Origin of the sequence: Enterococcus sp. DIV0691, from assembly GCF_051711145.1 — a bacterium.
GTDB lineage: Bacteria > Bacillota > Bacilli > Lactobacillales > Enterococcaceae > Enterococcus_B > Enterococcus_B hirae.
The window spans coordinates 1,385,220-1,409,792 of the sequence record NZ_JBIOLY010000001.1; the positions used below are offsets into that span (position 1 = coordinate 1,385,220).

The following is a 24,573-nucleotide window of genomic DNA, read 5'->3' on the forward strand; positions in this document are numbered from 1 at the left end:
CAAATGGAACGATTATTGATTTTAGAAGATGGGACAGTTTTTAAAGGAAAAGCATTCGGAGCGAATAATAATGTGTTTGGCGAGATCGTGTTTACTACCAGCATGACAGGCTATCAAGAAACGATCACAGACCAAAGTTTCAATGGGCAAATCATTACCTTTACGTATCCGATGGTGGGAAATTACGGTGTCAACCGTGATGATTATGAATCTATCGCACCAACTTGCAAGGGCGTAGTCGTCAAAGAACATGCGAGAGTGGCTTCTAATTGGCGGAGTCAAATGACATTGGACGAGTTTTTGAAACGAAAAGGTATCCCTGGAATTTCAGGGGTTGATACTCGGGCATTGACACGAAAAATTCGTCAAGTTGGAACGATGAAAGCGAGTATCGTGGATGCTGGTGATTCCTTTGAACATGCTTTTGATCAATTGAAAGCGACCGTTTTAGCTACAAACCAAGTGCAACAAGTCTCAACGAGTAAACCATATCCAAGTCCTGGAACTGGAAAAAATGTGGCTGTCATTGATTTTGGTTTGAAACATAGTATTTTGCGTGAACTAAGTAAAAGAAACTGCAATTTAACCGTATTACCTTATAATACGGATGCAAAAACAATTCTTTCCCTAGCACCAGATGGCGTCATGCTGACGAATGGACCAGGAGATCCAAAAGACGTACCAGAAGCTATTGAAATGATTCGAGAAATCCAAGGGAAAATACCAATTTTCGGGATCTGTTTAGGGCATCAATTGTTTGCCTTAGCTAATGGTGCGGATACCTATAAAATGAAATTTGGTCATCGTGGCTTGAATCATCCTGTCCGAGAAATCGCGACTGGAAGGATCGATTTTACTTCTCAAAATCACGGCTATGCTGTGGATGAAAAAACAGTTGACCCAGATCAGTTGCTGATCACCCATGTAGAAGTAAATGATGGGACTGTGGAAGGAATTAGACATCGCCATTATCCAGCGTTTAGCGTCCAATTCCATCCTGATGCAGCTCCCGGTCCACATGATGCGCTTCATTTATTTGATGAATTTATGGAAATGATGGATGCAGGAGAGGAGAAATAAACATGCCAAAACGTACAGATATCAAAAAAATTATGGTGATTGGATCAGGTCCAATCATCATTGGTCAAGCGGCGGAATTTGACTATGCCGGAACCCAAGCTTGCCTTGCTTTGAAAGAAGAAGGATATGAGGTCGTTTTAGTAAATTCCAATCCCGCAACGATCATGACTGATCAAGAAATTGCCGATCAAGTGTATATCGAACCGATCACACTAGAATTTGTTTCAAGGATCTTGCGAAAAGAACGTCCTGATGCTTTGTTACCGACATTAGGCGGACAAACAGGCTTGAACATGGCAATGGAACTAGCAGAATCTGGTATTTTAGATGAACTAGGCATTGAGCTGTTAGGGACAAAATTATCTGCTATCGATCAAGCAGAGGATCGTGATTTATTTAAAAAGTTGATGGAAGAACTGAATCAACCAATCCCCGAATCTGAAATCGTCACAACTGTTGAAGAAGCAGTCGAATTTGCTAATAAAATTGGCTATCCAATCATCGTTCGTCCCGCTTTCACATTAGGTGGAACGGGTGGTGGAATGTGTAAAAATGAAGAAGAACTTCGAGTGATCGCAGAAAATGGTCTGAGCCTTTCTCCAGTGACCCAATGTTTGATCGAACGCAGTATTGCAGGATTCAAAGAAATTGAATACGAAGTTATGCGTGACTCGGCTGATAATGCCATTGTTGTTTGTAACATGGAAAATTTTGACCCAGTGGGTATCCACACAGGCGATTCGATCGTCTTCGCCCCAAGTCAGACCCTTTCAGATCATGAATACCAGCTGTTGCGTGATGCATCATTAGCGATTATTCGTGCATTGAAAATCGAAGGCGGCTGCAATGTCCAACTTGCACTTGATCCACATAGCTTCAATTATTATGTGATCGAAGTTAACCCACGTGTTTCACGCTCTTCTGCTTTAGCAAGTAAAGCAACTGGTTACCCGATTGCAAAATTAGCGGCTAAGATCGCTTTAGGTTTAACACTTGATGAAATGAAGAATCCGGTAACTGGAACGACTTATGCAGAATTTGAACCAGCTTTGGACTACGTCGTTGCTAAGATTCCTCGTTGGCCATTCGATAAATTTGAGAATGGGGAACGAGTTTTAGGAACTCAAATGAAAGCAACTGGCGAAGTAATGGCGATTGGTCGTAATATTGAAGAATCCCTATTAAAAGCTGTCCGCTCTTTAGAGATCGGGACACACCATTTGGAACTACCAGAACTCAACATGATCGATGATAGTGAACTGATCGAAAAAGTCGTCCGTGCCCAAGACGATCGCTTATTTTATGTCGCAGAGGCGATCCGCCGTGGCTATCCAATTGAAGAACTGGCGGAGTTGACAAAGATCGATTTGTTCTTTTTAGACAAGTTGCTCCATATCGTTGAACTAGAAACTGAACTGTTGGAACACCCACAGGATGCAAACGTCTTACGTACTGTGAAACAAAACGGGTTTACGGATCAAAAGATTGCTGAACTGTGGAAAACTGAAGCAAAGCAAATCAGAGAGCTGCGTGAAAAATCCGACATCAAACCCGTATACAAAATGGTCGATACGTGCGCGGCTGAATTTGCTTCACAGACGCCTTATTTTTATAGCTCATACGAAGTTGAAAATGAAAGTGAACGATCCGCAAAAGATTCTGTCCTTGTCTTAGGCTCTGGACCCATTCGGATCGGTCAAGGGGTCGAGTTTGATTATGCGACGGTCCATTCAGTTAAAGCGATCCAACAAGCAGGTTATGAAGCCATTATCATGAATAGCAATCCAGAAACAGTTTCAACCGATTTCTCGATCTCTGATAAACTGTACTTTGAACCACTGACTTTTGAAGATGTGATGAATGTCATTGAACTTGAACAACCGATTGGGGTAATCGTCCAGTTTGGTGGTCAGACAGCTATCAATTTAGCAGAACCGTTAGTTCAAGCGGGCGTCAAAATTTTAGGAACTACAATTGAAGATTTAGATCGAGCTGAAAACCGTGATTTATTTGAACAAGCGTTAAGAAGCCTGGAAGTACCTCAGCCACTAGGTGATACTGCAACTAGTAAAGAAGAAGCAGTAGGGATCGCTTCAAAAATCGGTTATCCTGTTCTTGTCAGACCAAGTTATGTCTTGGGCGGTCGAGCAATGGAAATCGTTGAAAATCAACAAGATTTGGAAGATTATATGGAACATGCAGTGAAAGCTTCCCCAGAACATCCTGTTTTGATTGACCGTTATTTGCTTGGAAGTGAATGTGAAGTAGATGCCATTTGTGATGGGGAAACAGTTCTAATCCCTGGAATCATGGAACACATTGAACGTGCAGGGGTCCATTCGGGGGATTCCATGGCTGTTTATCCGCCACAAGCACTCTCAGCAGAGATCAAACAAACCATTGAAGACTATACGATTCGCTTAGCTCGTGGTTTAAACTGTATCGGTATGATGAATATCCAATTCGTGATCCACGACAATCAAGTTTACGTGATCGAAGTCAATCCTCGTGCAAGTCGAACGGTTCCGTTTTTAAGTAAAGTTACAGGAATACCAATGGCTCAAATCGCCACAAAAGCGATCTTAGGTGAAAAGTTAAGTGACTTAGGCTTTACGAATGGCTTATATCCAGAATCAAACGCTGTCCATGTGAAAGCTCCTGTATTCTCGTTTACTAAATTGCAACAAGTGGATACCTACTTAGGTCCTGAAATGAAATCTACTGGAGAAGTCATGGGCTCTGATCAAAACTTAGATAAAGCATTATACAAAGCATTTGAAGCATCAGGTCTACGCCTACCAGATTATGGTGCCGTCTTGTTCACGATTGCTGATGAAACTAAAGAAGAAGCGTTAGCACTAGCCAAACGTTTTTCAGAAATTGGTTATAGCCTATTAGCAACTAAGCATACGGCAGCTTATTTTGAAAAAAATGGGCTGATCGTCACGCCTGTTGCTAAAATCTCTGAAAAAGCAACGGAGAAAAATGTTGTTGAGTTGATTCGAGAAGGAAAAGCACAGGTCGTTGTTAATACCATCGATAAAGATCGAGGAAATGCCTCGAAAGACGGATTTATCATTCGCCGAGAAGCAGTTGAACATGGTATTCCTTTATTTACTTCATTAGATACAGCGGATGCGATCATTCGGGTAATGGAGTCTCGAGCTTTTTCGACACAAGCGATTTGATCAGCATATTCTAAAGTGACAGTTCCTATAACGATTAAGTAATAGTTAAAATAGCTTGTAGGCACCTAAACAGAGATAAAAGTGATCATTTTCGTTCGCCTTGTTACTGACATTGGCTGAAAGGATTACTTTTGTCGAGATGTTTGGCAATGAAAAAATCCCAAAGAGGAGAGCAGATATGAAGCAAGAAGTCATGACAATCATTCAACAAACACAACTAGCACCACGTATTTATGAATTGACTTTAAAAGGAGAATTGGTCAAAGAAATGTCAATACCTGGGCAGTTTTTGCACATTCGAGTGCCTAGAGCAGATTTACTTTTACGCCGCCCCATCAGTATCCATTCGATTGATCAACAAAACCACACTTGCCAGATCATCTATCGAATCGAAGGTGAAGGAACGAAAGAATTTTCTACGTTGAAAGCTGGCGATTCTTTAGACGTTTTAGGACCATTAGGCAATGGCTTTGATCTATCTGGGTTGTCCACAGGAGATGAAGTGTTCATCGTAGGGGGAGGTATTGGTATTCCGCCTTTATATGAATTAGCCAAACAACTGAATATGCGGGGCGTAAAAGTCACCAATTTTTTAGGATTTGCATCAAAAGAAGTCATGTACCATGAAGCAAAGTTTCATGAATTAGGTGAAACCAGAGTAGCGACGGATGATGGTACTTATGAGATCCATGGAAACGTCGGGAATCTGCTAATGAGTACTCATAAGCAACCAAAAGCTGTCTTTGCTTGTGGTGCAAATGGTCTCTTAAAAACAGTCGAACAACTTTTTGTGGCTCACCCAAATGTCCAATTGTCCTTAGAATCACGAATGGCTTGCGGTATCGGTGCTTGTTATGCGTGCGTTTGTCATCGACCGGATGATGAAACTGGAACAAAAAGTGTCAAGGTTTGTGATGAAGGGCCAATTTTTAAAGTAGGAGAGGTTGTTTTATGAGTAATCCCTTAGCAATTAAGCTCCCAGGTTTGGAATTGAAAAATCCGATCATGCCAGCCAGTGGATGCTTTGGATTTGGAAAAGAATATGGGAAATATTACGATTTGAATCAATTAGGGTCGATCATGGTCAAGGCGACAACGCCGCATGCAAGGTTTGGTAATCCCACCCCACGTGTGGCAGAAACACCCTCCGGTATGTTGAATGCGATCGGATTGCAAAATCCCGGTCTGGAAGTTGTCATGAATGAACTGTTACCAGAATTAGCTGTCTATCCAGATTTACCTATCATTGCGAATGTCGCTGGTGCCTGTGAAGAAGACTATGTCGAGGTTTGTCGTAAAATTGGTGAAGCGCCAAATGTCAAAGCGATCGAGTTGAATATTTCTTGCCCGAATGTCAAACATGGCGGCATTGCCTTTGGGACAGACCCAGACGTTGCCTTTCAATTGACACAAGCTGTCAAAAAGGTTGCAAGTGTACCAGTTTATGTGAAACTTTCCCCTAATGTGACGGATATCGTGCCCATTGCACAAGCAATCGAAAGCGGTGGGGCAGATGGCTTTACGATGATCAATACACTACTTGGTATGCGTATTGATCTGAAAACACGTCAACCTATTTTAGCCAACCAGACAGGCGGTCTTTCTGGTCCTGCGATCAAACCAGTGGCGATTCGTTTGATCCATCAAGTCGCCGCTGTTTCCGAGTTGCCGATCATTGGTATGGGTGGTGTCCAAACCGTTGACGATGTCTTAGAGATGTTCATGGCAGGAGCCAGTGCCGTGGCAGTAGGAACAGCTAATTTTACGGATCCGTACATTTGTCCGAAACTGATTGAAGAACTACCTGTACGAATGGCAGAATTAGGGATCGAATCCCTCCAACAACTAATCAAAGAAGTAAGAGAGGAACGAATGAAATGAACCAACGACCAATTATTGCTTTAGACTTTTCGACGTGGCAAGAAGTGGAACAATTTATGCAACTATTCCCTGAAGAGGAAAAATTATTTGTAAAAATCGGAATGGAATTATTTTATCAGGAAGGACCGATTATTGTTCGTTGGTTGAAAGATGCCGGACATGAAGTATTTTTAGACTTGAAACTTCATGATATCCCTAATACGGTGGAAAAAGCCATGCGTGGGTTAGCAAAACTAGGCGTGGATATCACTTGTGTCCATGCAGCTGGCGGAATCAAAATGATGCAAGCGGCACTACGTGGGTTAGAAGAAGGAACACCTGCTGGCAAAAAACGCCCATTGTTGTTAGCGATCACTCAGCTTACTTCAACGAGTGAAGCGGATATGCATCATGATCAATTGATCCAAGTTCCCTTAGAAGAAAGTGTGATCCATTATGCGAAATGTGCCGAAGCTGCTGGACTGGATGGCGTTGTTTCTTCTGCCTTAGAAGTGAGTGGCATCAAAACAGCCACCCGCCAAGATTTCATTTGTCTTTCTCCGGGTATCAGACCAGAAGGAAGCGTTGCAGGTGATCAAACGAGGATCGTCACGCCTGCCCAAGCTCGAGGAATTGGTTCAACTTTCATCGTGGTTGGACGACCAATCACTCAAGCGAAAGATCCCTACCAAGCCTATCAAACAATCAAAGAAGAATGGAGTCGATCAATTTGAATACGATTGAAAAGAACATTGCCAAAGATTTGTTAGCTATTGAAGCGGTTTTCTTAAGCCCAAATGAACCATTCACGTGGGCAAGTGGACTAAAAAGCCCGATTTATTGTGACAACCGCATCACGATGAGTTATCCAAAAGTCAGAAAAGCAATTGCTCAAGGGTTAGCAGAAAAAATCAAGCAAGCATTCCCTGACGTGGAGGTCATTGCTGGTACAGCAACAGCAGGAATCCCTCACGCTGCATGGGTGGCAGAAATCTTGGACTTGCCTATGGTTTATATCCGTAGTAAAGCGAAAGATCACGGTAAAGGCAATCAAATCGAAGGACGGATTTTTGAAGGTCAAAAAATGGTTGTGATCGAAGACTTGATTTCGACAGGCCAAAGCGTTTTAGAAGCAACGGAAGCAGCCAAAAGAGAAGGCGCTAATGTATTAGGTGTAGCGGCGATTTTTACGTATGAACTACCAGCAGGTGAAGAAAATTTTGCCAAAGCAGAGTTACCACTATTTACTCTCACGAATTATTCTGTCTTGATCGAAACAGCGTTAGCCGAAAAATATATTGATGAAGCGGAATTAGCCTTGTTAAAAGAATGGAAAAAGAATCCAGCGGACTGGTTAAAACAGTAACGAAGAAAACGAAGATGGAACAAAAACAAAGGACTCATGAAAAAGGGCTTTCGTTGAACAAAATCCATGGTATACTAGGATCAAACAAAACAACTGAATGAAACAAAGGAAGCATCCAAGACGAAAGTTTTGCTATGGACGAGTAGCGCGATTACGAAATTTCGTAAGAAAAAAATTTCTGCGAGGTTTTAGAGCTATGTTGTTTTGAATGCTTCCAAAACCACTGATACAAGAGCAAACGAGGACGTTTGGTTTTAGAGCTATGTTGTTTTGAATGTTTCTGAACTAATAGTTGCTGTGCTTCGCTTGTCGTTTTTAAGGCGAGGAGCTTACACAGAGTTGGTTTTGAATCTTATGATTATTTTGATGGAAACTAGAGTTGTTTTTCTGGTTTCTATTTTTTTATAGCAAGAATGGCATGATTCTCATCAAAAAGATTAATTTTTCGTTGATTTACAAACGGGATATTTGCGAAAGATAGTTATTTAATGATAAAATCATCGGAAAAGTAAAGGGGAGGCTATTTTATGGGATTGAATGAATTTATTTTAGGTTTGAATAATTTGGAAAAAATTACACGAGCGCCAGGGTTCTTTAAATTTACTGAACATACGGTAGCCGCTCATTCTTATCGAGTGGCTTCGATTGCTCAAGTCTTAGGTGACATTGAAGAGGTTCATGGTCAAGCGATCGATTGGAAATTACTTTATGAAAAAGCGTTAAATCACGATTACACAGAACGTTTTATCGGGGATATCAAAACACCGGTCAAGTATGCAAATAAAGAGTTACGGGGAATGTTACAAACAGTTGAAGAAAAGATGACGGATGAGTTCATCAACCAAGAGATTCCGGAAGAGTTTCAAGAAGTATACCGCCGACGATTGTTTGAAGGAAAAGATGACACAGTGGAAGGTGAGTTATTAGCAATCTCTGATAAAGTCGATCTATTGTATGAATCATTTGAAGAGATCATCAAGAACAATCCAGAAAAAGTATATAAAGAGATGTTTATTGAAGCGGTAACTACGATCAAAGGGTTTGAGCATCGTCCTTCTGTCAAGTATTTCTTCAACGAGATTTTCCATGAATTACTGAATCAAGAATTTTATGGGAAAGAAGACTTTTTAGCGACTGTTTCCACGATCGTTAAAAATAGTCAACAATAGAAAATTTTGCAAAGATGCAGGAGGAATAAAAGTGAAAAAGAATATGGATGTTGAATGGGGATATACGGGAGAAAGAGGACCAGAACATTGGGCTGAATTATGCGACTGGTTTGCTAAAGGTGCGGCGTTTGAATTGCAGTCGCCCATTCCATTGACCACTTGTGAACCAGCGAAGGATCAATCAGATACCATTGCTTTTCATTATCAGAAGCAACGGTTTACAGATAAAGAATTTAAAAATACGATCCACTTGGTTCCTTATGATCAGCTTAGTTATGTCGAATTTAAAGGTCAGAAATATTATCTCACAGATATCCATTTTCATATGCCTTCTGAACATCTGATCAATGGGAATCAAGAAGATATCGAGTTCCACTTTGTTCATATGAATGCCAAAAAAGAAAATTTAGTTGTTGGTGTGATGTTTCAGCTAACGACGGATGAAGGTTGGTTGTATGATCGAGACAATGGCGATAGTTGGGATGTAGAAAAACATGAACATTGGACCAATCCATTGGTTCTTTTTCCTGAACAAAAAAGCCATTACCATTATGTCGGCTCTTTAACTACGCCACCAACGAGTGGGCCAATCCAATGGTTTGTCATGGATCAAGTGCAAAAACTAAATAAAGATTTCTTGATTCCTTTTAAAGGACAGTATGCACAACCAAACAACCGTCCGCTCCAACCGTTGAAAAATCGTCCAATCAGTTATTTTGTGAGGGATCATCAGTGAACTTCCAACAATTAAAATATGTAATTGCTGTAGCGAACAATGGGAGTTTCAGAGAAGCAGCTAAAAAACTCTATGTCGCACAACCAAGTCTTTCCGCAGGAATCAAAGAATTAGAAACCGAGTTAGGGATCACGCTGTTCACTCGAACGAATCGAGGGGCGTATCTGACCGAGGAAGGACAAGAGTTTTTAAAAAGAGCGGAACGGATTCTCTTACAGTTAGAGTCTTTAGAAAATTATTATTTGACGAATGAGAAGCGTGAAAGCTTTTCAATTGCTTCGCAACATTATGATTTCTTAGGTCCTTTAACAGCAAAGTTGATCTCTTCTTTCAAAAGTGAGATCAAACAGTTTCGAATCATTGAAACAACGACTGCTAATGTGATTGAAGAAGTGAAGGATCAGCATAGTGAGATTGGGATTCTTTATATGAATGAACACAATCAAGCAGGGATCAAGCGCTACTTAGAGCAAGGGGAGCTAGTTGCCCATTCATTAGGAGAATTTCAAACGCACATTTTTTTACGTCAGGGACATCCGCTCAGTGAGAAGAAAGAAATTTTTAAAGAAGAATTACTTCCTTATCCCCAAGTGAGATTTACACAAGATGGCAATAATTTTCCTTATTTTTATGAAGACTTGATTGAAAGTCCTGATCAAGAAACGGTGATCTATACGAGTGATCGGGGAACATTGATGAATATCGTGTTAGAAACAGATGCTTATGCTTCAGGTTCTGGGCTGGTCATTGGTGAGATCAAAGAGTATTTACGTTTGATTCCATTGGCAAATAGTCCCCAAAATGAATTGTATGTGATTTATTCTGCTAAGCGCCAATTAAGCGAAATTGCACAAAAATTCATGGAAAGTCTAACCGTTTTACTAAGTCAGATCAAAACAAATTGAAAAAGCTCTTTGTCAATAAGGGCTGATGAGTGGTGTAAAATCAAATCTGGGTCAGAATGAACCTCATTCTGTCTCAGATTTTTTTTGTGTTTTGAAAGACAATGAGACAAAATAAATACCAAATAATATTTTTTTCTTCACATTATTTAAGTTTCCTTAAAAGGTGTTAGATAGCACTTTCAACAAAAAAACGTTTTCTTATTCTGATATATTATATACTTTAAGTTATGTAAAAAAATTTCATAAAATATGTGTTTTACGTCATAATCGCTAATATTTACTCCTCCGTAATTGTTTAACTAAACCAATTTTTCATGGTATTTTTTTAGATATCTATCACTAAATTATCTCTCGCTACTCCTTATAGTAATTTATCTAGTTGATTGATTTGTAAAATACGATCAACCTGTACAAATGAACAATGAATAAATTTATAAATTACCTTTATAAAATATAATAACAATTGTAAATTATTTGTATGCAAAAAATTTCGAATTTTTATATCAAAACCTTAATCTATATCCTAAAATGAATTGAATTTCGTTGCTCTTATTGACTGTGGATGTGGAAATAATTTTTTATAAATAAAGGACAATACAGAAAAAATGAACGATTATGACATGAAAACTATTTTTTATGACTTTTATATATATAATTTGATTTCTCTGTTATGATTTATTCAGAAAGCGCTTTCTGTTTTTTGGATTTCGAGGTAATAGAAAATGAAAAATAAGTTTATCTTATCTTTAGATATTTTAACTATTGGAATTAGTGTATCTGAAAGCAAAATCTCTGGATATGCTTCTACAATAAATGAACCATCTACTGTGGCAGATAGTAGCCAAGAATTAACTCTTTTAGATAAAAATGTAGTAGCTAAGGTAAATATCTATTAAAAGTGAAGCGTCTCTATGTGCACTCTATCGTTGGGTACAAAAATAGGAACGTGAAGGACTAGTTGGTTTGATTAGAAAGACTCGAACAGACTTTGGGCAAATTAAAGTTTCAGACGTTAGATTTTTGGTCTAACTTTTGATGATCGGTGCATTATGGCTTTTGAAACAGAATTTTTTCTGTATAAGTTTTTATTTTCCGTAGGATAAGTGAAAATCATTAAATGAAAAGGAGATTGATGGCATATGAGATTAGACAAAATGATAGTTACTTTTATTAATGCTTTAAGCATAGCAAGTGGAATAGGCGGAGCAAGGGCACTGCCTAGTTTAGACAACCAAAATCAAGGGAGGGGATTAGGAAAAGTACTAGATTTAGAAAACAGGAATGAAACCACCCGCTTATCTGATAAAACTTATTCACACAAAAAACTACACTCAAAACACAGAAATAAGGGGAACTTAAAACATTTAGATAAAATACAAGATGATGTTTCAAGACAGCCATATTCTGCTAAAAAATTTTTACATAAAAAAATAAAGAATCTTATTAAGCAAGAAGAGACAGATTTTAAAAAATTAAAAGAGGGAATTTCTACTGAAAGTTCTATAGAAGTTAATCAATTACAAACGAATCTCCGGCGGGTTCAAAATTTTTGCTCGAAATTCCGTAAACTAAGAAATGATATAGTAATTGAATATGGTAAAATGACACAGCAAAAGGTAAATTTAAGAAAGCATAAAATAAAGAACAAAAAAATGCTTAAAGAATGCTATAAAGAAATAAAAGTTTTAAGTACAAATAAAAAGCATATCGACTATCTTATATCCAATTGTAAAGACATGGTAAATCAATTACAAGAGTCTATAGAATCAAAGAAAACCCATTCTGTGAGCACAAGTAAATCAACTATGACAACATCACACACAGAGCAACCTACGACAACATCACACACAGAGCAACCTACGACAACATCACACACAGAGCAACCTACGACAACATCACGCACAGAGCAACCTACGACAACATCACGCACAGAGCAACCTACTATTTCTCTACAAGAAACAGAACGTATTCTAATAAGAAGTAAAAAACTTATATCCCAGTTCAACGAGGGAACTCAAGAAATCAATGCTTTCCGTAGGCAAGAAAAAGAGTTACTTTTACTATTACAGGATCAGTATAGGACTCAATTTGAAAATCCTCGTAATATTAGTGACGTAAAAGCAGACCTTAATGAGATAAATCGTAACATAATTCCAAAATTAGAGTCGGAAAAATTTCATATTCAAGCTGAAATAATTAAGGAGGTAAATCATATAAATTCGCTTGAAGGCCAAGGGAAAATAAGTCCTTTTGAAGCAAAAAAGTTTCTTAATGAGTATAATAAACTCAATATTAACTTTGCTAAAGAAAGAAATAAAAGAGACATATCATTGAAACAGAACCTTTCAAAAAAACTAGAAAGTATAGTTATAAATAATTCAGAGAAACCTATTGCACAAAATACAACTATATCTATGACAAGATAGTCTACAAAAAGTGTGTAAACCTTGGCTCTTTGTCAATAAGGACTGATGAGTGGTGTAAAATCAAATCTGAGACAGAATGAACCTCATTCTGTCTCAGATTTTTTTGTTATTTCATGTTGATTAATTGATTAATCAAAAAGATCCTAAGTTATCACAAAGAAAACAAAAAGAAATACAAGGAGAATCCATTTAACGTGGAAAACTGGCACTACCTTGAAGAACAAGATGAATACATTTGCCCAGCGAATCGTCCGATACCGTTCAAAAATGATAGTCGAAAGATGAAGGTGGCTTTATTCAAGATTTCAAAATCTATGAATGTGAGGATTGTCGGAACTGTCCAGTCCGTCGTTAATGTACGCGTGCGAAAAGTGAATAAAAGCGAAAAATTCAAGTAAATAATAATTGGCGCTATTTCAAAGCAGAATGCAGAAAAAAGCTTTTAGAGGAGAAAATCGAAGTCGAACTAGTGTTCGGGAATCTGAAGACTCACTTGGCGTTCCATCGTTTCCATTTGCGTGGGAAACAAGGAGCAACGATTAATATTGGTTTGGCACTGATGGCATTAAATTTAAGAAAATTAGGAAAATATATGGAGAGGAAAGTGTACATAATAGAAAAAATAAGTTCGATTTTGACACTAGCCATCAAAGTCGAACTTATTTTCTTTTTGAGAAAGAACTATTGTCCCACTCTCAAATTATAGAGCCATTGAAAAAGTGGTTGAACGATCGACAACAGCGATCGTTTGACCGCTTTTTCTTTTCCTCCTATTTTTCGTTTTTATGAAAAATAAACTGAATTTGTTGAAAAAAGAAATAACAACGTTGTTAGCCTATGGTGATTAATGGCAATAGATAGAATACATGCTTGTTACAGTGAGGGTTCTTAAAAGATACAGATAAATCGGTTTATAAAACACTATTATTAATACAGTTGAAAAACAGATAGAAGATGAGTAAAAAAGTTGCTTTTTTACGAATACTCCGCCATTATAGAAACAGTTAGTATTTAGGAAGCGTTTTTTATTCAAATAGAAAATCAATAAGCTGATTTATCTATTTTTTATCAAACAGTTTGATGAGGTGTACTATTTTTCGTTGGAGGAACAGATGATTGAATTGATCAATGTAACTAAAAGCTATGAAGGCACGCAAGCGGTAAAGAATATTCATTTGACAATCGAACCAGGTGAGATCATTGGAATCGTTGGGAAAAGCGGTTCTGGTAAATCCACGTTACTTCGTTTGTTGAACTTAATGGAAGAACCTAGTAGTGGGGAAATCCTAATCGATGGTGTGGCCGTTCAAAAGTTGAACAAAAAAGAAAAAAGGCAGCAAAAACAAAAAATGGGGATGATTTTCCAAAACCATAATCTATTAGATAACTTAAAGGTGTATGAAAATGTAGAATTACCATTGAAGCTGCAAAAGAAAAAGAACCGTGAAAAAATCGATTATTTATTAAATTTTGTTGGGATGGCTCATAAAGCTGCTGTATATCCAGTAAAACTATCTGGCGGTGAAAAGCAACGAGTGTCGATTGCTCGGGCGTTGACACGTGACCCAGAAATTTTATTGTGTGACGAAGCTACAAGCTCACTAGATGAAGAAAATACGGAAAGTGTGATTCGTTTATTGCATAAAGTCCATGAAGAATTCCAGCCGACAATTTTCTTTGTTAGCCACGAATTAGAAACCGTGAAAAGCTTATGCCAACGAATTTTGGTCATGGAAAATGGCGAGTTGATTGGCGAGTTAAGAAATCACCCACAACGTTATACGGAAGAAAACTTGACGTATTTTGAAAAAATAAAAAGGAGCTTAGCGCAATGATTCATTCACAAAGCATGATGGAGTATTGGCCAGCCCTACTGACCAGTCTCGAAGAAACGGGCATCATGATGGCTATTTCGATGGGCGTGTGTGTGGTTGGCGGATTACCCCTAGGTTTAGGGTTGTTTTTGACGAATCCTAAAGTTCGAGGTCGTTATCCTTGGATTTATTGGACCTTGAATTTTTTAGTCACAGTGATCCGCTCTTTTCCATATCTATTATTTGTGATTGCGTTGATCCCAGTAACTCGCGCGGTATTAGGCAAAGCCTTTGGTCCTATACCAGCTTCTGTACCACTTAGTATCATTGCGATCACTATCTTTGCCCGGCTAGTTGAACAGGTTTTGCTGGATGTTTCTGACGAAACTTATGCATTGGCCAATTCATTAGGGACGACTCGCTTTCAATATATCTGGCATTTTTTACTAGTAGAAGCGAGAAGTGGTTTAGTCTTGGCGTATACGACGACGACTGTCAGTATGGTTTCCTATTCGACTGTCATGGGAGTCATTGGCGGTGGCGGAATCGGTGATTTTGCTGTTCGTGTCGGTTATCAACGCTATGAATATGGGGTCATGTATGTCGCCATTGTGATCATGATCGTCTTAGTCTTTATTTTACAAATGCTGGGAAACTTTGTTGCTCAGACACTGGATAAACGAAAATAGGAGGAAGAAGAATGAAGAAGTTTTATTTGATTGGTTTTGCAATGATTGCGATCTTAACTTTAGCAGCTTGTGGAGGTCATTCAGCGGATAAAGACAAAAAGGAAATCAAAGTGGCTGTTCAGTTAGAGTCATCAAAAGATATTTTGGAGATTGCCAAAAAAGAAGCGGAGAAACAGGGTTACACCATTGATATTATGGAAGTAAGTGACAATGTGGCTTATAATGATGCCGTTCAACATGATGAAGCAGATGCCAATTTTGCACAGCATGAACCGTTTATGGAAATGTTCAATCAAGAAAAAAAAGCAGATTTAGTCGCCGTTCAACCCATTTATTATTTTGCGGGGGGCTTTTATTCCAAAAACTATAAGAATGCTGATCAATTGCCCAAAAATGCTAAAGTCGGTATTCCAAGCGATCCAACAAATGAAGGTCGAGCATTAGCGATCTTAAATAAAAATGGTGTTATCAAATTAAAGGATAACATGGGGTTCAACGGTACAGTGGCGGATATCGTTGACAATCCTAAAAATCTTCAATTTGAACGAATCGATTTATTGAATCTAGTAAAAGCCTATGATGAAAAGGACATTGCGATGGTCTTTTGTTACCCTGCTTACTTAGAACCAGCGGGCTTATCGACCAAAGATGCGATTTTACTGGAAGATGAAGCTGCCAGCAAACATTACGCTTTGCAATTGGTAACGAGAGAAGGGGAAAAAGACAGCGAGAAAATCAACGTATTGAAAAAAGCAATGACGACGAAAGAAGTCGCTGAGTATATTAAGAAAAATTCTAAAGGCGCAAATATTCCAGCTTTTTAAAAGAACGAAGTAAGTGAGAAGGAATCAACAAAACGCCTGTTTTTAACAAACGAGTAAGGGTGGCATTCGACATCCTACTCGTTTTTTTGCTGTCATGAAAGACAAGAGTGAAGTGCTTGGATGAACCCGTTCAAAGATAGCAATAGACTAGATAATAGAAACAAGTGCCTGTTCCAGAAAAATCATCCGATATTTTCTGGAAGGGGCACTTGTCATGTTAGCGAATAAAAAGGGGAGTGCTTACTCATCGATGATGGCCAGATGCGATACTGTTGACTAGATTAAATTGCATTACATCAGTTAGTCATCTGTTTCATCTTGTTGATCTTTTCTTCTTCTGGAGTAACAATGATCGTTTTTTGATTTTCATAAATCACATAGCCTGGTTTTGCGCCATTCGGTTTGCGCAAATGCTTGACTTGAACCAAGTCCACGGGCACTTGGGCAGAATGACGGTATTTTGAGAAATAAGCAGCTAATTCAGCGGCTTCAGTTATCGTTTCATCAGATGGCTGGTCACTTTTGATAATGACATGAGAGCCAGGGATATTTTTGGCGTGGAGCCAATAGTCTGTTTTCTTCGCCGTTTTTAAGGAAAGTTGATCATTTTGAAGATTGTTTTTCCCTACCAAGATCAACGTACCATCAGTAGAAAGATATTGATCTGGCTGTGAAGGTTTCTTGCGTTTTTGTTTTTTCGAAGATTTCTTTTTTAAATAACCTTCTGCTGTCAATTCTTCTTTGATCACTTCGATATCCATAGGTCCAGCAATCTCTAATTGGGACAAGACAGATTCTAAATAATCGATCTCGTTTTTAGCTTCTTCGATCTGTTTACCAATCAACTTGACGGCATTTTTTAGTTTTTGGTAGCGATGGAAATATTTTTGGGCATTTTGATTGGGCGTTAATGCTGGATCAAGCTTGATTGTGATCGGCCGATCTTCTTCATAATAATTAGGCAATGTTACTTCATTTGCGCCCCGAGGTACTTGAGCCATAAAAGTAGTTAATAGTTCGCCATCTCGACGATAATCTTCGGCATTTTCCGAATCTTTTAAGGTCTGCTCCCGTTTTTTCAGTTTATTTCTGTTTCGCTTAAGCTCGTTTTCAATCTTGCGGATGAGCTCGCCACCTTGTTGTTTGGCACGGTCTTTTTCTGCTTTTTCTTGATAAAACGCATCTAATAACGCACTGAGAGTCGGGTACATCTTTTTTTGTTGCGTATTTGAGTCAAAGAAACGATAGTTGATCGGCGTAAAATATTCTTTCTCCGCTACTTCATAAAGGCTAGGGGAGAGTTGGGTGTCGATTGCTGTGAAGAATTCTTGCCATACCAACATTTTTTCATTGGGGCGTTCTGTTAAGCGAGCTACCAATTCTTGCGCAGTATCAAAACCGATTCCTTGAAATTGTTGTTGGATTCCTTTTGGTGTCAAGTCCATTTGAGAAAGCCGATGGAAGACTTTTTCTTTTTCCTGACTAAAGGGATTCAGCTGGTTTTGTTCAGGTGGAGCAATATAGTCTACACCAGGCAGAAGGGAACGATAAGTGTTTTGTGAACTACCAATATGCTTGATCGCATCTAAGATTTTTCCTGATTCTTTATTCACTAAGATGATCGTGCTATGACGTCCCATGAGTTCCACAATCAAAATGATATTTTGGAGATCTCCTAGTTCGTCTCGTTTCGTGAAATGAAAGTGGATCACTCGGTCGTTTTCGATTTGTTCGATCGACTCCAAAATTGCCCCATCAAGATGCTTGCGTAACATCATCACAAAGTTCGGTGGTGTGTCTGGATTTTGATAGTCGATCTGAGTGATCTGGATTCGAGCATAACTAGGATGTGCAGATAAGAGCAAACGCTGATTTTTACCACGTGAGCGAATCACTAATACGACTTCATTTTCGTAAGGTTGGTGGATTTTAGAAATCCGACCAGATAATAGAGTCTCACGCAATTCATTGATCATTGCATGAGTAAAGACACCATCAAAGGACATGGTTCATTCCTCATTTCTTTTCATAAGTAATTTCATTATAACGAAAAAAACGTAGAAAGACCAATTTACTAGGTAGTTATCAACTGATTTGATCATAAAAAGATACTGGATTGAAAAATAATCGATATTCTTTAAATGTATTTTTTTCTATCTACCTCAAACTTAGGTATAATAAAAGAAAACGAAAAAGAAGGTGATCGCTATGTGGAAAGAGATAAGTGAGACCATCAAAGTCAAATACCATCATTTTTTGGCTGATTTCGATACGCATCCACAACGCTATTTTATGCGTTTATTGTTCGTATTCCTTGTTTCACTGGTCATTACGATCACGATGTTTGTCTTTCCTAAAAATATTAGAGAAGCACAGGTGGAGAGCTTAGTCTATGCAGAAATCAATTCTCCTAAGCTTAAACCTTTGAATATCAATGAAGCATCGCAAACAATTGAAGAAAGTAAAGCTATTTCAGTTTTGTTCAGTGTGCCAAGTGGAGAAATGTATCAAGCATTAATGGACATTTTTCATGATCCAAAAAAAATGGCGGAATTGAATCGCCCTATTTATTTTTACCCATTGGTTTATCAGGTCAATGAATTAGAACAACGCTACGATTTAAAGCAAGAGCATTTGACGGTGATCTTTTTCCAAAATGGCAAAGAAACCAATCGCTTAGTCTATAACACAAATCAGTTAAGTGATTTCCCTACGCAGCTGATTCCCGAATTAAATCGTTTGCCATTAGCGAATATCAAGAAATTAGAAGAAGAACTTGGGAAAGAAACGCAAACGACTTCGACTAATGCTCAACTGGGAACAGATCTTAATGCTGGAAATAAGACGGAATAAAAAAACAGTTGACGAACATGCTAAATTCGATTAGACTTAGATTAATTATTAAGGAAAGGGTGATCCACAATGAACTTATCAAACCAATTTTTAGCAGGAACAACTCAAGCTTGGCGTAACTGGCGTAGATAAGTTGTATTGATGGCGAACTTTGACCGTAGATACAACTTTTTAGAGTACAAATCTAAAATTTGTATCTATGCTGGACAAGAAATTTGACTACCGCATAGATTCGATCTATGCGGTTTTTTGTATGTAAGAAGACAATTACCGTTGGGGTGATTGTCTTTTTTGTCAGTTCGTGTCAGAAACCAGACTTGAATAATGATGATTAAAGGAATGAGGGGGAAGAAAAATGAAAAATAAACGTTTGATCACAGTTGTTGCACTTATTATGCTTTACTTAGTAGGAACCTTTATTTATGAAAAAATAACGCCTGTTTCTACTGAATCGAAACCGAAAGAAACGGATCAAACTGTTTCCGTTGGGGTTTTGCAATATGTGAGCCATCCGGCATTAGATGAAATTTACCGTGGGATCAAAGACGGTCTTCAGCAATCAGGGCTTGAGGAAGGAAAAAATTTAACGATCTCCTTTCAAAACGGGCAAGCAGATCAAAGTAAATTAGCCACCATGAGTCAACAATTAGTACAAGCTGACCCAGATGTCCTAGTAGGGATCGCTACTCCGGCTGCTCAATCTTTAGCTAATGTAACGAATACGATCCCATTAGTCTTAGGTGCGGTCACAGATCCAGTTGGTGCCGGCTTAGTGAAGTCTTTAAAAGAACCAGGTGGAAACATCACAGGCGTATCTGATCAGCCTCCTGTTGAAGCGCAACTCAAGTTAGGCGCTGAATTGTTGCCGAATGCGAAGAAAGTCGGGATTTTATACGCTTCTTCAGAAGATAATTCAAAATACCAAGTAAGCCAAGCAGAAAAAGCGATTCAAAAAGCAGGTTTGACTTCAGTAAAATATGCTGTACCTTCTACGAATGAAATCGCCCAAACTGTCCAAGTGATGAGTCAACAAGTGGATTTCATTTATGTTCCTTTAGACAATACAATTGCTAATGCTATGCAGACAGTGGTAAAAGAAGCCGATAAAGCGAAGATCCCAGTGATCCCTTCAGTTGATTCAATGGTCGAACAAGGTGGCTTGGCAACTATTGGGATCAATCAATATGATTTAGGTGTTCAAAGTGGGAAAATGGCTGCGATGCTTGCACTAGGAAAAGAAAAACCAGCAACGACACCTGTTTACGTCTTTGATAAAGGAGATGTCATCATCAATGAAAAACAGGCGGAAAAATTAGGGATCACGATTCCTGATTCTATAAAGCAAGAAGCTAAAAATGTTTCAGAAGAACCGAAAGACGAGGGGGATGAACAATGATCGTATCAGCAATTTCACAAGGGATGTTATGGGCAATCTTAGGATTAGGAATCTTTATGACTTATCGGATTTTGGATTTTCCTGATATGACGACTGAAGGATCATTTCCATTAGGTGGAGCAGTTTGTGTGACAGCTATCACTCATGGGATCTCACCGGTTTTAGCAACACTGCTTGGCGTTGGTGCAGGCATGCTTGCCGGACTAGTTACGGGGCTGTTGTATACCAAAGGAAAGATCCCAGTGATCCTTGCCGGAATCTTAGTCATGTCTGGATTAAACTCGGTGATTTTATTCGTGATGCGCACACCAAATCTTTCTTTATTGAATCATTCGATTTTACAAGATACGTTCAATGGTCTTCATTTACCTGACTATTTTGATACCGTGTTACTTGGCTTGCTTGCATTAAGTCTCTTGATTGGTGTCTTACTGTTCTTTTTCAATACCGATTTAGGTCAAGGGTATATCGCGACAGGAGACAACGAAACGATGGCTCGTTCCTTAGGGATCAAAACAGATCGAATGAAAATCTTAGGATTGACTCTTTCAAATGGTGTTATTGCTTTATCAGGTGCATTGATTGCACAAAATGATGGGTATGCCGATGTCAATAAAGGAATTGGTGTCATCGTGATCGGGCTAGCTTCTATCATTATTGGAGAAGTGATTTTCCACGAATTAACGTTAGCAGAACGCTTGATTGCCATTGTCGTGGGAAGCATCATCTATCAATTATTGATCCTGATCGTCATTAAACTTGGGTTTGACACAACATATCTCAAACTCTTCTCCGCTATTATTTTAGCCATTTGTTTGATGATTCCTCAGTTAAAACAAGCATTGAAACTTAAAACCGGTTTTGAAAAGGAGGTTTGACCATGACAGCGATCATCACAATTAAAAATGGAAAAAAAGTCGTTAGCAATGGCATGAGCGAAGAAAAAGTATTATTAGATGGAATTGATTTGACAATCAATAAAGGCGATTTTATTACGGTCCTTGGTGGAAATGGTGCGGGAAAAAGTACGCTGTTCAACACGATCGCAGGAACATTACAATTAAGTCAAGGGTCGATCGCTTTTAAAGAGCGGAATATCACGAAAGAAACAGAAGAAAAACGGGCTTCTTTTCTTTCTCGGGTGTTCCAAGATCCTAAGATGGGCACAGCTCCAAGGATGACAGTAGCAGAGAACTTGCTTTTGGCTCAAAAAAGAGGAAAGAAAAGACCCCTTCGTCTCCGTAACCTAAAGAACCAAAGAGAAACATTTTATCAATTGTGTCAAGAAGTTGGAAATGGGTTGGAGCAACATTTAGATACGCCAGCTGGGGAATTATCAGGAGGGCAACGCCAAGCATTGAGTTTATTGATGGCGACCATTGAAGCGCCTGAGTTGCTGCTATTAGATGAACATACAGCAGCGCTCGATCCTAAAACTGCCAAATCATTGATGCAATTAACCAATCGCAGGATTACTGAACAACACTTGACTTGCTTGATGATCACCCACCGGATGGAAGATGCCTTGAATTATGGGAATCGTCTGATCGTTTTACAAAAAGGACGAATCGTGAAAGATTTGTCTAAAGAAGAAAAAGAGCAATTGTCACTAGCGGATCTATTACAATTTTTTGAAGAAGTGTTAGATTAGTTTTTGATTACTGACTGCTTTTCCTTCTACTTATGCCTATAGTAGATTGATTTGTTTTAAATGAATGAGAAAGAGGCCCCGCTTGTTTGACAATCATGTTGACAAGTTTCTCATACCTCCTTTAAACTTAGAAAGACTCGTCAATCATAGACATAAGAAAAAGCACAAGAAACAGAACTAAACAATCGACCATCTGATGTCTCGTGTCATGTTTACGAGGATTGGATGGTTGTTTTATTTTATAAGGAGGAAAAAGATGATCTCTGGTAAAACAAAACTCACAGGCTTTTTTGCAAAGCCTGCTTCTCATAGTCTTTCACCGCTCATGCACAATCTGGCATTTTCACATTGGGGTATTGATACCGTTTATCTGGCTTTTGAGGTAGATCAAACGAACCTAAGACAAGCCGTTGAGAGTATCCGCACATTAGATATGTTGGGCGTAAATGTTTCAATGCCGAATAAAACGGCTGTCTTGGCATACCTTGATCAGTTAAGCCCTGAAGCGGAATTGATCGGAGCGGTCAACACGATCGTTCACCAGGAGCAACGTTTGATTGGCTACAATACAGATGGTATGGGATTTGTACGTTCCGTCAACGAAACGGGGCATCCAATCAAAAATCAAAAAATCGTTGTTCTGGGAGCAGGTGGTGCAGCAAAAGCAATTGTCGTACAAATGGCACTAGAAGGCGCACAAGAAATCACGATTTACAAACGTTTGAATGCCACTTTTTTACCACTAAAAGAGTATTTTGCGAAAGTCTCTGAGAAAACAGGTTGTCCCATCCGATTACATGATTATGCGGACGAAAGTCAACTGGCATTAGATTTGAGTCAGGCGAATCTATTGATCAACGCAACTGATATCGGAATGGGAAGCAAGAAAGACCAATTACCGATTGCTGATGTAAAGTTGTTGCATTCGCAATTAGCCGTCTTTGACTTGATCTACTCCCCTAGTGAGACACGTTTGATCCAAGAAGCCAAAAAAATGGGAATCAAAGCCTATAATGGTTTAGGTATGTTGATTCATCAAGGAGCAATTGCTTTTGAACTGTGGACACATCGAGAAATGCCAGTCCAGAACATACGAGAACGATTAGAACAAGAAGTGTGATGCGCTTTACGTGTAATGGCTTGTCTCATTTCGTTATTTTTTATTAAATTGTGGTTCAAATAGCTGTTTTTATCAAGAAGATAGCGTATCCTTTATTTACTTGTACAGATAGCAGGGAGGAAACAAAATGAGTCGGATGGATCGTTATAAGAACATCCATAAAAAAGCAAAACCACTAAAAAAAGAATCAACCGGTTTTTTTAGACGTGAACGTCAAAAGGACAAAGCGTTGAATAATCCAAGAGATGAAGCTACTCGGATCTATCAACCTGATCAGGAATCTTCTTATTCTTCCAGAGAAGGACAAGCTAATGACTATCAAACCCCTTATTCCTATGCAAAAGCAGGAAACAAAAAAGGATTTAATCAAACGAAGAAAAGCTTTTTTAAGAGGAAGAAAGAGCCAAAAGAAGTTCGTCCAAAAAAGAAACGTTCGTGGGGGAAAATCATTCTAGGCATTATTCTATTTTTATTCTTATTTTCAGTCATTTCCTTTTTTGTCGGGAAATCCATGGCAGAACATGATACCAGTTTGCCGAGTGTTACAACGGAATCATTTGATGGTGTACAGTCTTCGAGTGGCGCACATAATATTCTGATATTAGGTAGTGACACTAGAGGTGAGGATGCTGGTCGTGCAGATACGATCATGGTGTTACAGTTAGATGGACCTGCTCATAAACCAAAATTGATCTCATTTATGCGTGATAGTTTTGTAACAATTCCAGGAGTTGGTCAAAATAAGATCAATGCAGCTTATGCTTATGGCGGTGCTGATCTGGTCCGTCAAACCATCAAAGAAAATTTTGGACTTGATTGCCAGTATTACGCAAAAGTCGATTTTAAATCGTTTGAAAAAGTGGTCGATGCATTGTTTATGAATGGTATCAAGATCGATGCAGAGAAAGATTTAAATCTGGATGGTGTCGATATCAAAAAAGGTGTCCAAAAAATGGATGGTCATACACTTTTACAGTATGCACGCTTTAGAAAAGATGAAGAAGGCGATTTTGGTCGAGTAAGACGGCAACAACAAGTCATGAATACGATTTTTAGTCAGCTAAAAAATCCCCTAAACTTGATTCGTGCCCCTTACGCTGCCGGAAAAGCCATTGGTTATACCTCAACGGATGTTTCATCATTGTTTATTATCAAAAATCTCTTGTCGATTGCTCGAGGTGTCGGTGGTGTGGATCGCTTAAGTGTGCCTGTTGAAGGTTCATGGAACTTCGGAAACAGTAGTTATGCCGGAAGTATTTTGGTGATCGACAATGACGCCAATCGTGCAGCAATCAGTGATTTTTTAAGTAAATAAATGGAAGAAAAGAAATAGGAAGTTACTCTCTGTAATCATCTATTTCACTTCGTTTAGGTAAAAGTCCTCCATTTTTAATAGGTGGACGATGCAACACTTTGGATTTTCACCAATTGTAAAAGCTAAGTTCATAAAACGACTGTTAGACAAGGGTCTTCAGTCGTTTTTTTCTTTTGAAAAA

21 protein-coding genes and 1 pseudogene are annotated in these 24,573 nt (G+C 38.6%); 21 read left to right on the forward strand and 1 reads right to left on the reverse strand.

Features of this window, described 5'->3' with window-relative positions; all coding sequences use genetic code 11:
• Window positions 1-3 precede the first annotated feature (3 nt).
• The 15 genes and pseudogenes from IGJ11_RS06240 (at window position 4) to IGJ11_RS06310 (ending at window position 16,057) form a co-directional block, all read left to right on the forward strand.
• Window positions 4-1,080 carry a carbamoyl phosphate synthase small subunit gene (locus IGJ11_RS06240; protein WP_034697869.1) on the forward strand — a complete coding sequence of 359 codons (1,077 nt, stop codon included), beginning with the start codon at window positions 4-6 and terminating at the stop codon, window positions 1,078-1,080.
• A gap of 2 nt (window positions 1,081-1,082) precedes the next feature.
• Window positions 1,083-4,268, forward strand: coding sequence for a carbamoyl-phosphate synthase large subunit (carB, locus tag IGJ11_RS06245; RefSeq protein ID WP_063627079.1), 3,186 nt, complete (start codon window positions 1,083-1,085; stop codon window positions 4,266-4,268).
• Between the two features lie 178 nt (window positions 4,269-4,446).
• A complete protein-coding gene (locus IGJ11_RS06250) occupies window positions 4,447-5,223 on the forward strand; it encodes a dihydroorotate dehydrogenase electron transfer subunit (RefSeq protein WP_438772452.1) in 777 nt (258 codons plus the stop codon).
• Window positions 5,220-6,149 (forward strand): dihydroorotate dehydrogenase, encoded by a 930-nt coding sequence (locus tag IGJ11_RS06255; protein WP_063627081.1) that lies wholly within the window; start codon window positions 5,220-5,222, stop codon window positions 6,147-6,149. The genes IGJ11_RS06250 and IGJ11_RS06255 overlap by 4 nt, the downstream gene beginning before the upstream one ends.
• Entirely contained in the window at window positions 6,146-6,862 is a 717-nt protein-coding gene (pyrF, locus tag IGJ11_RS06260) for an orotidine-5'-phosphate decarboxylase (protein WP_063627082.1), read from the forward strand. Before IGJ11_RS06255 ends, pyrF begins: the two co-directional genes overlap by 4 nt.
• Window positions 6,844-7,494, forward strand: a complete 651-nt coding sequence (gene pyrE, locus IGJ11_RS06265; RefSeq protein ID WP_164445105.1) for an orotate phosphoribosyltransferase — start codon at window positions 6,844-6,846, stop codon at window positions 7,492-7,494. The genes pyrF and pyrE overlap by 19 nt, the downstream gene beginning before the upstream one ends.
• A 527-nt stretch (window positions 7,495-8,021) precedes the next feature.
• Window positions 8,022-8,663: a YfbR-like 5'-deoxynucleotidase gene (locus tag IGJ11_RS06270; RefSeq protein ID WP_251849764.1), complete on the forward strand. Its 642-nt coding sequence runs from the start codon at window positions 8,022-8,024 to the stop codon at window positions 8,661-8,663.
• Between the two features lie 31 nt (window positions 8,664-8,694).
• Window positions 8,695-9,399 (forward strand): carbonic anhydrase family protein, encoded by a 705-nt coding sequence (locus IGJ11_RS06275; RefSeq protein WP_053766052.1) that lies wholly within the window; start codon window positions 8,695-8,697, stop codon window positions 9,397-9,399.
• Complete coding sequence (locus IGJ11_RS06280; protein ID WP_053766051.1) at window positions 9,396-10,304, forward strand: LysR family transcriptional regulator; 909 nt, start codon at window positions 9,396-9,398, stop codon at window positions 10,302-10,304. The genes IGJ11_RS06275 and IGJ11_RS06280 overlap by 4 nt, the downstream gene beginning before the upstream one ends.
• 722 nt (window positions 10,305-11,026) lie before the next feature.
• Window positions 11,027-11,200 (forward strand): hypothetical protein, encoded by a 174-nt coding sequence (locus IGJ11_RS06285; RefSeq protein WP_178286290.1) that lies wholly within the window; start codon window positions 11,027-11,029, stop codon window positions 11,198-11,200.
• Window positions 11,201-11,443: 243 nt separating this feature from the next.
• Window positions 11,444-12,730, forward strand: coding sequence for a hypothetical protein (locus IGJ11_RS06290; RefSeq protein ID WP_251849761.1), 1,287 nt, complete (start codon window positions 11,444-11,446; stop codon window positions 12,728-12,730).
• 146 nt (window positions 12,731-12,876) lie between these two features.
• Window positions 12,877-13,436, forward strand: a pseudogene (locus IGJ11_RS06295) (transposase); the annotation flags it as partial.
• A 406-nt stretch (window positions 13,437-13,842) separates the two neighbouring features.
• Window positions 13,843-14,565 (forward strand): ATP-binding cassette domain-containing protein, encoded by a 723-nt coding sequence (locus IGJ11_RS06300; protein ID WP_207432230.1) that lies wholly within the window; start codon window positions 13,843-13,845, stop codon window positions 14,563-14,565.
• On the forward strand, window positions 14,562-15,233 hold the full coding sequence (locus IGJ11_RS06305) for a methionine ABC transporter permease (RefSeq protein WP_010719198.1): 672 nt from the start codon (window positions 14,562-14,564) through the stop codon (window positions 15,231-15,233). The genes IGJ11_RS06300 and IGJ11_RS06305 overlap by 4 nt, the downstream gene beginning before the upstream one ends.
• A gap of 11 nt (window positions 15,234-15,244) precedes the next feature.
• Window positions 15,245-16,057, forward strand: a complete 813-nt coding sequence (locus tag IGJ11_RS06310) for a MetQ/NlpA family ABC transporter substrate-binding protein (protein ID WP_161637818.1) — start codon at window positions 15,245-15,247, stop codon at window positions 16,055-16,057.
• A 296-nt stretch (window positions 16,058-16,353) separates the two neighbouring features.
• On the opposite strand, the gene efbA is transcribed toward IGJ11_RS06310, so the two are convergent.
• The gene (efbA, locus tag IGJ11_RS06315; protein WP_010737550.1) at window positions 16,354-18,063 is read right to left on the reverse strand and encodes a fibronectin-binding protein EfbA; all 1,710 of its coding nucleotides are present in this window, start codon (window positions 18,061-18,063) and stop codon (window positions 16,354-16,356) included.
• A gap of 202 nt (window positions 18,064-18,265) precedes the next feature.
• Here efbA and IGJ11_RS06320 point away from each other — a divergent pair, with 202 nt between their 5' ends.
• The 6 genes from IGJ11_RS06320 to IGJ11_RS06345 all read left to right on the forward strand — a co-directional run bounded on the left by IGJ11_RS06320 (window position 18,266) and on the right by IGJ11_RS06345 (window position 24,392).
• Window positions 18,266-18,910: a hypothetical protein gene (locus tag IGJ11_RS06320; RefSeq protein ID WP_207432222.1), complete on the forward strand. Its 645-nt coding sequence runs from the start codon at window positions 18,266-18,268 to the stop codon at window positions 18,908-18,910.
• Between the two features lie 355 nt (window positions 18,911-19,265).
• Window positions 19,266-20,306, forward strand: coding sequence for a tryptophan ABC transporter substrate-binding protein (gene trpX, locus IGJ11_RS06325; RefSeq protein WP_207432220.1), 1,041 nt, complete (start codon window positions 19,266-19,268; stop codon window positions 20,304-20,306).
• Window positions 20,303-21,184: an ABC transporter permease gene (locus IGJ11_RS06330; RefSeq protein WP_010737553.1), complete on the forward strand. Its 882-nt coding sequence runs from the start codon at window positions 20,303-20,305 to the stop codon at window positions 21,182-21,184. Before trpX ends, IGJ11_RS06330 begins: the two co-directional genes overlap by 4 nt.
• A 2-nt stretch (window positions 21,185-21,186) precedes the next feature.
• Entirely contained in the window at window positions 21,187-21,957 is a 771-nt protein-coding gene (locus IGJ11_RS06335) for an ABC transporter ATP-binding protein (RefSeq protein ID WP_207432217.1), read from the forward strand.
• Between the two features lie 256 nt (window positions 21,958-22,213).
• Entirely contained in the window at window positions 22,214-23,077 is an 864-nt protein-coding gene (locus IGJ11_RS06340) for a shikimate dehydrogenase (RefSeq protein ID WP_207432209.1), read from the forward strand.
• 127 nt (window positions 23,078-23,204) lie between these two features.
• Window positions 23,205-24,392, forward strand: a complete 1,188-nt coding sequence (locus IGJ11_RS06345) for an LCP family protein (protein WP_207432208.1) — start codon at window positions 23,205-23,207, stop codon at window positions 24,390-24,392.
• Window positions 24,393-24,573: the final 181 nt, after the last annotated feature.

Coding starts and splice junctions, on each gene's coding strand:
- IGJ11_RS06240 (WP_034697869.1), top strand. CDS start 4: ATGGAACGATTATTGATTTTAGAAGATGGGACAGTTTTTAAAGGAAAA.
- carB (WP_063627079.1), top strand. CDS start 1,083: ATGCCAAAACGTACAGATATCAAAAAAATTATGGTGATTGGATCAGGT.
- IGJ11_RS06250 (WP_438772452.1), top strand. CDS start 4,447: ATGAAGCAAGAAGTCATGACAATCATTCAACAAACACAACTAGCACCA.
- IGJ11_RS06255 (WP_063627081.1), top strand. CDS start 5,220: ATGAGTAATCCCTTAGCAATTAAGCTCCCAGGTTTGGAATTGAAAAAT.
- pyrF (WP_063627082.1), top strand. CDS start 6,146: ATGAACCAACGACCAATTATTGCTTTAGACTTTTCGACGTGGCAAGAA.
- pyrE (WP_164445105.1), top strand. CDS start 6,844: ATGGAGTCGATCAATTTGAATACGATTGAAAAGAACATTGCCAAAGAT.
- IGJ11_RS06270 (WP_251849764.1), top strand. CDS start 8,022: ATGGGATTGAATGAATTTATTTTAGGTTTGAATAATTTGGAAAAAATT.
- IGJ11_RS06285 (WP_178286290.1), top strand. CDS start 11,027: ATGAAAAATAAGTTTATCTTATCTTTAGATATTTTAACTATTGGAATT.
- IGJ11_RS06290 (WP_251849761.1), top strand. CDS start 11,444: ATGAGATTAGACAAAATGATAGTTACTTTTATTAATGCTTTAAGCATA.
- IGJ11_RS06300 (WP_207432230.1), top strand. CDS start 13,843: ATGATTGAATTGATCAATGTAACTAAAAGCTATGAAGGCACGCAAGCG.
- IGJ11_RS06305 (WP_010719198.1), top strand. CDS start 14,562: ATGATTCATTCACAAAGCATGATGGAGTATTGGCCAGCCCTACTGACC.
- IGJ11_RS06310 (WP_161637818.1), top strand. CDS start 15,245: ATGAAGAAGTTTTATTTGATTGGTTTTGCAATGATTGCGATCTTAACT.
- efbA (WP_010737550.1), bottom strand. CDS start 18,063: ATGTCCTTTGATGGTGTCTTTACTCATGCAATGATCAATGAATTGCGT.
- IGJ11_RS06320 (WP_207432222.1), top strand. CDS start 18,266: ATGTGGAAAGAGATAAGTGAGACCATCAAAGTCAAATACCATCATTTT.
- trpX (WP_207432220.1), top strand. CDS start 19,266: ATGAAAAATAAACGTTTGATCACAGTTGTTGCACTTATTATGCTTTAC.
- IGJ11_RS06330 (WP_010737553.1), top strand. CDS start 20,303: ATGATCGTATCAGCAATTTCACAAGGGATGTTATGGGCAATCTTAGGA.
- IGJ11_RS06335 (WP_207432217.1), top strand. CDS start 21,187: ATGACAGCGATCATCACAATTAAAAATGGAAAAAAAGTCGTTAGCAAT.
- IGJ11_RS06340 (WP_207432209.1), top strand. CDS start 22,214: ATGATCTCTGGTAAAACAAAACTCACAGGCTTTTTTGCAAAGCCTGCT.
- IGJ11_RS06345 (WP_207432208.1), top strand. CDS start 23,205: ATGAGTCGGATGGATCGTTATAAGAACATCCATAAAAAAGCAAAACCA.